The 1,500-nt window shown below is 71.4% G+C and carries 2 protein-coding genes; both read left to right on the plus strand.

The window, feature by feature from the left end:
- A partial coding sequence (locus tag ABZ281_RS49050; RefSeq protein ID WP_356665303.1) for a zinc-binding dehydrogenase occupies positions 1-323 on the plus strand: 323 nt, incomplete at its 5' end.
- A gap of 133 nt (positions 324-456) precedes the next feature.
- Positions 457-1,263: a DeoR/GlpR family DNA-binding transcription regulator gene (locus tag ABZ281_RS49055; protein ID WP_356665305.1), complete on the plus strand. Its 807-nt coding sequence runs from the start codon at positions 457-459 to the stop codon at positions 1,261-1,263.
- Positions 1,264-1,500: the final 237 nt, after the last annotated feature.

The raw sequence follows: 1,500 nt of genomic DNA on the forward strand, positions 1-1,500 counted from the left end.
ACTGCGCGGCCCGCGGGGAGTCCATGACCCAGGCCGTCGACATCGTGGCCAAGGGCGGCCACATCGTGATCGTCGGCGTGGGCGCCGCCGGCAACACCCCGGTCCGCCTCGACCTGGTCCAGGACCGCGAGATCCGCATCGAGGGCACCCTCATGTACACGGCCGAGGACTACCGCACCGCCATGTCCCTCATCGCCGCCGGCGCCGTCGACACCGCCGAGATCATCACCGCCACCTACCCGCTGGAAAAGGCCGCGCTGGCCTTCTCCGCCTCCCTGGACCTGGAGCAGGTCAAGGTACTGGTCACCGTGGACGGCCGGTAGCCGTGCGCGTGTCCGGCGGTCCGCTTCCCGCAGGCGCGCCTGCCAGGCGGAACGCGGACGCCGCGAGGGCCCCGGCCGCCACCGGCCCGTGTGCGAGACTGCGAGACCGGAGCGATCGAGAAGGAGGGGCGCTGTGACCGCCCGTACGCGCCTGTCGGCCGCCGCCGTCGAGGAGCGACGGCAGGCCGTGCTGCGGTACGTCGCCGACCACGGCGAGACCCGCATCGACGACCTCGCCCGGCACTTCGACGTCAGCCTCATGACCATGCACCGGGACCTGGACGACCTGGCCGGGCGCCATCTGCTGCGCAAGGAGCGCGGGCGGGCCGTCGCCTTCCCCGCCCTCACCATGGAGACGGCCACCCGCTTCCGTGAGAACAGCTCCCTCGCCGCCAAGAACGCGCTGTGCGCGGCCGTCGCCGACCGGATCAGCCCGGGCAGCACGGTCCTCATGGACGACTCGACGACCCTGTTTCCCCTGGTCCCCAGGCTGGCCGGACTCGACCAGGTGCACGTCGTCACCAACTCCGTCGGCCTCGCGCAACGCCTCGGGCCCGCACCCGGCGTGAGCGTCACCCTGCTGGGCGGCCACTACCGCGGCGACTTCAACTCCTGCACCGGCCCCACCGTCACCCGCGCCCTGTCCCAGATCCGTGCCGACCTCGCCCTCATGTCCGCCACCGCCGTTCTCGAAGGCCAGCTCTTCCACCCCCTGAACGACTACGTGGAGGTGAAGCTGGCCATGGCTGCCTCCGCCGAACAGACACTGCTCCTCGCGGACCACTCGAAGTTCGGCAAGACCGCCACCTACGCGTACGGCACCGTGGCCGATTACCACGCCGTCGTCACCGACACCGCCACCCCCGACGCGGAACTCGTGGCCATACGCGACCTCGGCGTCCCCGTCGAGACCGTCGAACCCGAAGAGCCCTCCCCGTGATCCACGCCCTGTTCGAAACACCCAGCGTCCAGTGCCGCGGCAGGCAACGTTTGCCCGTTGAGGAGCGGCGTTTGGTGCGTGCTCTCGGCGTGCCTGCCGGAAGCCCTCGTACTGGACGTACTCGGGGTGGCCGGTGCGGCGAGTGGGGGCACCCCCTGCTCGAGCGGAGTCGAGAGCGTGGGGGAGCGTGCCGGGCGTCGCGACGGGGCGAACGTTGCCTGTCGCGGCACTAGCACC

The sequence above is a fragment of the Streptomyces sp. NPDC006265 genome (assembly GCF_040613555.1).
GTDB lineage: Bacteria > Actinomycetota > Actinomycetes > Streptomycetales > Streptomycetaceae > Streptomyces.